This window comes from Rhodoflexus caldus, assembly GCF_021206925.1.
GTDB classification, from domain to species: domain Bacteria; phylum Bacteroidota; class Bacteroidia; order Cytophagales; family Thermoflexibacteraceae; genus Rhodoflexus; species Rhodoflexus caldus.
In genome coordinates this window covers 59790-66404 of the sequence record NZ_JAJPRF010000019.1, presented here as the reverse complement: position 1 = coordinate 66404, position 6615 = coordinate 59790, and the positions used below count along the sequence as shown (strand labels likewise).

The 6615-nt window shown below is 47.3% G+C and carries 7 protein-coding genes and 3 tRNA genes; 4 read left to right on the top strand and 6 right to left on the bottom strand.

All coding sequences use genetic code 11. The annotated features are described in order from the left end of the window. The first annotated feature begins 237 nt into the window (after window positions 1-237). Window positions 238-456, top strand: coding sequence for a hypothetical protein (locus NDK19_RS15390; RefSeq protein ID WP_250632795.1), 219 nt, complete (start codon window positions 238-240; stop codon window positions 454-456). Between the two features lie 20 nt (window positions 457-476). Further along, on the top strand, window positions 477-2045 hold the full coding sequence (locus NDK19_RS15385) for a S8 family peptidase (protein ID WP_250632794.1): 1569 nt from the start codon (window positions 477-479) through the stop codon (window positions 2043-2045). Between the two features lie 7 nt (window positions 2046-2052). Here NDK19_RS15385 and NDK19_RS15380 read toward each other — a convergent pair whose 3' ends face one another. Beyond that, window positions 2053-2943 carry a class I SAM-dependent methyltransferase gene (locus NDK19_RS15380; protein WP_250632793.1) on the bottom strand — a complete coding sequence of 297 codons (891 nt, stop codon included), beginning with the start codon at window positions 2941-2943 and terminating at the stop codon, window positions 2053-2055. Window positions 2944-3059: 116 nt separating this feature from the next. Between NDK19_RS15380 and NDK19_RS15375 the strand changes: the two genes are divergently transcribed. Beyond that, on the top strand, window positions 3060-3533 hold the full coding sequence (locus NDK19_RS15375; RefSeq protein WP_250632792.1) for a GNAT family N-acetyltransferase: 474 nt from the start codon (window positions 3060-3062) through the stop codon (window positions 3531-3533). A 76-nt stretch (window positions 3534-3609) separates the two neighbouring features. Here NDK19_RS15375 and NDK19_RS15370 read toward each other — a convergent pair whose 3' ends face one another. From NDK19_RS15370 to NDK19_RS15350, 5 genes are all read right to left on the bottom strand, one after another. After that, a complete protein-coding gene (locus tag NDK19_RS15370; RefSeq protein WP_250632791.1) occupies window positions 3610-4071 on the bottom strand; it encodes a regulatory protein RecX in 462 nt (153 codons plus the stop codon). Window positions 4072-4156: 85 nt separating this feature from the next. Further along, a tRNA-Val gene (locus NDK19_RS15365) sits at window positions 4157-4231 on the bottom strand. 19 nt (window positions 4232-4250) lie between these two features. Further along, window positions 4251-4328 (bottom strand) — tRNA-Val (locus tag NDK19_RS15360). Window positions 4329-4348: 20 nt separating this feature from the next. Then, window positions 4349-4426: transfer RNA gene (locus NDK19_RS15355), tRNA-Val, on the bottom strand. A gap of 85 nt (window positions 4427-4511) precedes the next feature. Continuing rightward, window positions 4512-5171 (bottom strand): response regulator transcription factor, encoded by a 660-nt coding sequence (locus NDK19_RS15350; protein ID WP_250632790.1) that lies wholly within the window; start codon window positions 5169-5171, stop codon window positions 4512-4514. Between the two features lie 345 nt (window positions 5172-5516). On the opposite strand from NDK19_RS15350, the gene gcvT reads away from it, so the two are divergent. Next, entirely contained in the window at window positions 5517-6608 is a 1092-nt protein-coding gene (gene gcvT, locus NDK19_RS15345) for a glycine cleavage system aminomethyltransferase GcvT (protein ID WP_250632789.1), read from the top strand. Window positions 6609-6615 lie beyond the last annotated feature (7 nt).

The following is a 6615-nucleotide window of genomic DNA, read 5'->3' as shown; positions in this document are numbered from 1 at the left end:
GTTCGGGACTTTTGCCCGGTCGCTGCTTAAAGACTACTTTGCCCATGCACTTATATACTGCTTGCAAAGCAAAGATAATCAATTAATTAGAGGCTATCCAGACTTTTTGGACAGCCTCTTTTAAATAACTGTTTTTCAATAATTTACATAAAACATTTTTCGCCAACAACTTGCGATTTTGCACCAGCTCAACTATTTAATGCAAAAAAACGTTTACCAACTAACAACTTCATTGTCATGCAAATCACGGGAAAAACTACTTATCAGAACATCGCCGTCGGGTGCTGGGGCATCATTGACGAACAAGGGCAGAAATGGCGCATGGTCAATCCGCCTGCCGAACTGCAACGCAACGGCCTGCACGTGCGCGTTGAAGCACAGCCCGCCGAGGAAAGCGTTTCCATTTTCATGTGGGGCAAACCCATAAAAATCACCGATTTCAGTATCTTAGATTAATCGTTCACACATCGTCAATCATGCTCTACACCGTCGGATTTATTGCATTGCTGGCTTCCGCCCTTTTGTGGCTTTTTCTCAAAACAAAAAGCCTCGTTTCAGCCGCTTTTTTCGGCAAAAGTTTCTGGGTTTCGCTGATTTTGTATATTCTGGGCTTGTACTTTGAAGATACTGCACTGATTGTCAAGCTATTTCTCATATTACCTTTGGATGTTGCCATCTTTGTCAGCATACTGCTGTTGTTCAATCGGTACGTTACGGGGTCTAAACTCTGGTTTAGCATTGTTGCCGCCATTTTGCTGGCTGTTAAATTTTTCTTTTTTGACATGGCAGCCGAAGGTTTGGACTGGCTGAAAAAGCACAATCCGTTGGCACAACAAACAAGTGCCGTGCAGTCTGCTCCACCCATTACGCTGGCAGGCAACGCCGAACTGCTGATTGACCTGAACGCAAAGTTTACACCTTCGCAGTTATTTGCCAAAGCCAAAGCCTTAGGCGTAGTTTGCCGCCCTGCCTTCCCCAATATGGCACGCCCCGAAGACACTTCCTTAGACGAGTTTTATGTGGTGGACATCCCCAATGAGCGTTTGAACGAATGGCAAAGCATTGCACAAACATTCCAATCCTCAGGGCTGATAGACGGGTTTGAAGCCAACGAAGTGATGAAAATTGAATTGCCCGCTACTGCACCCGCCCGCAGCAAACAGCCGTCTTTCGGGCTGAACGACCCGGGTGTGGCGCAACTTTGGGGCTTCGGTGCCATGCAAATGCAAGAACTCTTCGCCCTGCTGAAAAACACCCGTCCGCAAAAAGTTGCCCGCGTCGCAATTTTGGATACGGGAGTGGACGGCGCACACGAAGACCTCCAAGGCAATTTCCACTCTACCGACCCCAGCTACGACACCGACCCCGTCGGGCACGGCACCCACTGCGCCGGCATTGCGGCAGCCGTGAGTAATAACGGCAAAGGCATTGCCTCTTTTGCCCCTGACAACAACTTTGTGCGCGCAACTTCCATTCGCGTGCTAAACAGCTTCGGCGGCGGTACACAGCAAGACATCATCAACGGTATCATCGAAGCAGCCGACAAGGGCGCAGATGTGATTTCACTTTCGCTGGGAGGCCCTTCGTTTGACAGCGAACAGCGCGCCTACACCGAAGCCGTCAAGTACGCACATCAGGCGGGCGCAATTGTGGTAGCCGCCGCAGGCAATGCCGACGAAGACGCTGTAAACTTTGCCCCTGCCAACGTCAAAGGCGTAATTGCGGTAGCTGCCTTAAACGAACAACTGCGCAAAGCCGAATTTTCCAACCACGTGCGCAATATTGCCATGCCGATTGCAGCCCCGGGCGTAAATATTTACTCCACCTTTCCAAAAAACGAGTACAAATCGTTAAGCGGCACTTCTATGGCTACGCCCTACGTAGCAGGTTTGCTGGGGCTGATGAAGTCCATCCGCCCCGACCTGACAGCAGAAGAAGCCTATCGGATTTTACAACAAAGCGCTGCCGACGTTCCCGATGCACAAGAAACAGGCAGGTTGATTCAGCCGGGTAAGGCTGTGATTGCATTGGTGGGTGCGCAGTAAACAACTCTCACCCCTTCACAAAAAGCCCTTTGAGCGAATCGCCGATGCCTAATAGCGACAAAACGCCGTTGATACTGCTTTTGGCAACGCTCATGAGCGGGTTACTTTCAAAAGACCGACGCAAACGTTCATCAGGGCTTTCAGGCGCTACATAAACAGGCGGCGGTTCGGGCACAACTCCCGAATGGCCGCTTTCCTTTTGCTGTTTACCCCGCAGGCTGCTGCCAAACCGCATCGGGCTGATACCTGTTGTCTTTATCCAAACTTTTTTGAAACCCATCGTTTCCATCAGGCGGCGTAGCGTAGCAGGCGTGTAATAGGACAGATGCTCGGGGTAGGCAATCACGTTGTAATGTTCTTGGAGATAATAGCGCAGCGTAGAGTTGAAATTAGGCGTGGTGATATAAACTACGCCGCCCTTGCGCAACAGGCGATAGAATTTCGCCATCTCCTCTCGCGGATTGTTGATATGCTCAATCACCTCAAAAGAAGTGATGATGTCGAACGATTCGGGGGCATATAAATCGGGGTTCAGTTCGCCTTTTTGCATGGCAATACCTTTGGAGGCACAGATTTCCACGGCGCGGTCGGTGTATTCCGTTCCGTAAACCTCCCAGCCCTTGGCTTTTGCTGTTTCCAGAAAATAACCGATGCCGCAACCTACGTCCAATATCCGATTGGTTTGCCTGTACGGCTCCCAACTTTGTAGCAGTTCCTCATAGCGCTTCACTGTCAGCGGCGAGAGGTAGTCGTTGCGCCCGTAGCCTTCGTAATAGGCCTCCAACTCCTGCGGCGAAGGAATTTTTTCGGCAAAAACGAAGCCGCAATTTTGGCACTGCACCAAATAATCTTTGGCGTAATAGCGCTCTAAACGCTTCAGATGCGAGCTTCGACACACAAGACAATCGGTATGAAAAAATTCCATAAGCAGGGTAACAGCAGCCAAAAATAGCAGAATTTAAGTTGTCATCTTCCAAAGCTTGCGTATTTTGCGCAGATGCTGACCACAAAGCTATGGCTGAACATTTACCTTACATCATCCGATATGCCACTGAACGCGATACGCACCAACTTTGGCAACTCATGCGCGAGCTGGCTGTTTTTGAACGTTACATAGACCGTTTCCAGATTACCGAAGAAATGGTCAGAAAGCAGGGATTTCACAAAGAGCACCCCGATTTTTACGCACTGGTAGCCGAAAATATCCACACCAAAGCATTGGGAGCCATGGTTGTTTACTACTTCATTCCATTTACTGCCATTGCCAAACCCACACTTTTCATCAAAGAATTTTATGTCAGCGAAAGCCTGCGCGGCCAAGGATTGGGCAAAAGCCTGTTCCATGCGGTAAAGCAGGAAGCACAAGCTGCCGGCTGCGGCAACATCCAATGGAAAGTAGCCCCGTGGAATAAAGCCGCCATTCGCTTCTATGAACGCGAAGGAGCTACACCAAACAACGAATGGGTGGAGTTTGGCATTAACTTGTAGGCCAATAAATTGCATCCATCACATCTTGGGTTTTTGCTTCACCACAAGTAGCCGTGTGTAAGTTTTTTGTGCTACGCTATGGTTTTAATACCTGCCTGACTGCCTCTGCCGCCAAGTCAGCTTCAAAACCTTTGCCTGCCAGAAAACGAAACAAGGAATGTTTCGGTGCCGTTTTTTTGGGTTTATTGGCAAGTTCCGCTGCTTTTTTCTCTGCTAACTCGAGCAGTGTCGCCCAATACTCATCGCCATCGATACTGTTTAGGGCATGGCGGATAGTGGCATCAGAGAGTTTTTTTTGTCGCAACATCAGGCGGATTTTAACTCTGCCCCACTGTTTTTGGCGGAATTTGCTGCGCGCATAGGCAGCGGCAAAACGTTCATCGTTCAGGTAGTTCTCTGCCTGTAAGTATGCCATCAGCCGCTTTTGCAACGACTCCGACAACTCCCACTCAGCCATTTTTGCCTGTACTTCACTGCTACAACGCTCGCGATAGGCACAAAAAGCAGCCAATTTAAGGAGTGCCTTTTCAAATTCCATAACAATAAAGCCGTGAGGTTATCCGATAGCCCAAGATAACAAAAAACCCTTAGGCAATCTCCTAAGGGTTGTCGCATGTCGGTAGTGGAAGCTATAGGATTCGAACCTATGACCCTCTGCTTGTAAGGCAGATGCTCTGAACCAGCTGAGCTAAGCTTCCGATAATGAGGAGAACTTTTTGGTGGAAGCTATAGGATTCGAACCTATGACCCTCTGCTTGTAAGGCAGATGCTCTGAACCAGCTGAGCTAAGCTTCCGATTAATAAGGAGAACTTTTTGGTGGAAGCTATAGGATTCGAACCTATGACCCTCTGCTTGTAAGGCAGATGCTCTGAACCAGCTGAGCTAAGCTTCCTTTCCGTTGATAACCAATTGCCTTTGCAATCGGACTGCAAAAGTAGAGTGCTTTATTAATTAAACAAGCCCTCTGCCAAAAAAAATTATTCAAACTGATGCTTGTTGTTAAGAACGAATTTCAACAAACCGTTCTTCCCTTTGATATTCAGTTTCTTACAAATATTCGTGCGGTGGTTCTCAACTGTTTTAACGCTGATAAAAAGTGTATCGGCTATTTCCTGACTTGTCTTCATATCGGCGATTAGTTGCATAATGCGCATTTCGGCCGAGGTGAGCAATTCGGCAATAGACTGCCTGTCTTTTCTGGTTTTATCGTTATGCTTAATGCGATTAAGCAAATAATCGGAAAAAACGCTGCTGAAATAGTTTTTACCTTGCGCCACCTGCCGGATGCCTTCCGAAAGGTCGTCAAATACGTTTTCTTTGGAAATAAACCCTTCTACGCCTGCATCAATGGCCTCGTTGAAAGCCTCCTCATTGTGGTGCGCCGTAAAAATAACAATTTTGAGTTCGGGCAATTCTGCTTTGAGATGATGCGCAAGCGAAAGCCCGTCCATTTCGGGCATGTCAATATCCAAGATAATCAAGTCGGGATGCGATTCTTTGGCCATACGGATAGCCTCTGTTCCATTGGCCGCAATGCCCACAACCTGCATATTGGGTTCATTTTTAATTAAATGGCTTAACCCAAGTCGCATGACAGGATGGTCATCGGCAATCAGAATTTTGATATCTTCAGGCATGATATGTAGTAAATAAGATAACTGCTCCACCAAAATAGCGCAGTTTATATAAATCCCCAAATTTATTTAGGGGTTATCCCCTACAAAAATGAATGGAAACATGGATTTCAAATACTTAATGCTTAATATACTTTTGTATCAAGCAAACAAGCAAACAATTCGGGTTCCACTCGCTTTGATAAACTAACTACACTTCAATAGATTAAACTAAACTAAACTAAACTAAACAAACACTTCTAACTAACAGCCTGATTACGGGTAAAATTAACGGGTTTAATTCAGTCGCGTTTATTAGCTTTACGGCTCGTAAACGCGATTTTGTTTTTCAGCTATTACCGCCGTATTATGTCATTAAAAAGAACAGCCCTTTTCGATACGCATCAGAAATTAGGTGCCAAGATAGTTCCTTTTGCAGGTTATGAAATGCCTCTGCGCTATACTTCCGATATAGAAGAACATCAAACCGTACGCAAGGGCGTAGGGGTATTCGATGTATCGCACATGGGTGAATTTATGCTCACGGGGCATCATGCCTTAGACCTGATTCAGTATGTAACCACCAATGATGCCGCTGCATTGTATGACGGCAAAGTTCAGTACAGTTGCCTGCCCAACGGCAAAGGCGGCATCGTAGATGACCTGTTAGTGTACCGCATCAATGCCGAAAGTTACATGCTGGTTGTCAATGCCTCGAACATAGACAAAGACTGGGCGTGGATTAGCAGCCACAACAAGTGGGGCGTATCTATGGAAAATATTTCCGATGATATTTCCCTGTTTGCCGTACAAGGGCCGCAGGCCGCTGCAGCGCTCCAAAGCCTGACAAGCGTGGACTTACACAACATGGAATATTATACATTTAAACGCGCCAAATTTGCAGGTGTAGATAATATCATCATATCTGCCACAGGCTATACCGGTGCCGGCGGCTTTGAAATTTACGTACCTAACAGCCATGCGCTGCACGTTTGGCAGCATATCTTCGAAGCAGGTAAACCGTATGACATCAAACCCGTCGGGCTGGCTGCACGCGATACACTGCGCTTAGAAATGGGCTTCTGCCTCTACGGCAACGATATAGACGACACCACCTCGCCAATTGAGGCAGGTCTGGGCTGGATTACCAAATTCAATAAGGATTTTATTGACAAGGCACTGCTCGAAAAACAAAAAAACGAAGGTACAGCCCGTAAGTTGGTAGGCTTCCAGATGCTGGAACGCGGTATTCCGCGCGCGCACTACACACTCCACAACGACGCCGGCGAAACCATTGGCGAAGTTACCTCCGGAACTCAGTCGCCAAGCCTTGGCGTAGGTATCGGGCTGGGGTACGTGCAAACCCCTTACAGCAAAGCAGGAACAACTGTTTTTGTAGCCGTGCGCGATAAAAAAATCCCTGCCCAAATTGTCAAATTGCCTTTCTATAAAAAGGGATAATTTTGCG

Coding starts and splice junctions, on each gene's coding strand:
- NDK19_RS15385 (WP_250632794.1), top strand. CDS start 477: ATGCTCTACACCGTCGGATTTATTGCATTGCTGGCTTCCGCCCTTTTG.
- NDK19_RS15390 (WP_250632795.1), top strand. CDS start 238: ATGCAAATCACGGGAAAAACTACTTATCAGAACATCGCCGTCGGGTGC.
- NDK19_RS15350 (WP_250632790.1), bottom strand. CDS start 5,171: ATGCCTGAAGATATCAAAATTCTGATTGCCGATGACCATCCTGTCATG.
- gcvT (WP_250632789.1), top strand. CDS start 5,517: ATGTCATTAAAAAGAACAGCCCTTTTCGATACGCATCAGAAATTAGGT.
- NDK19_RS15370 (WP_250632791.1), bottom strand. CDS start 4,071: ATGGAATTTGAAAAGGCACTCCTTAAATTGGCTGCTTTTTGTGCCTAT.
- NDK19_RS15375 (WP_250632792.1), top strand. CDS start 3,060: ATGGCTGAACATTTACCTTACATCATCCGATATGCCACTGAACGCGAT.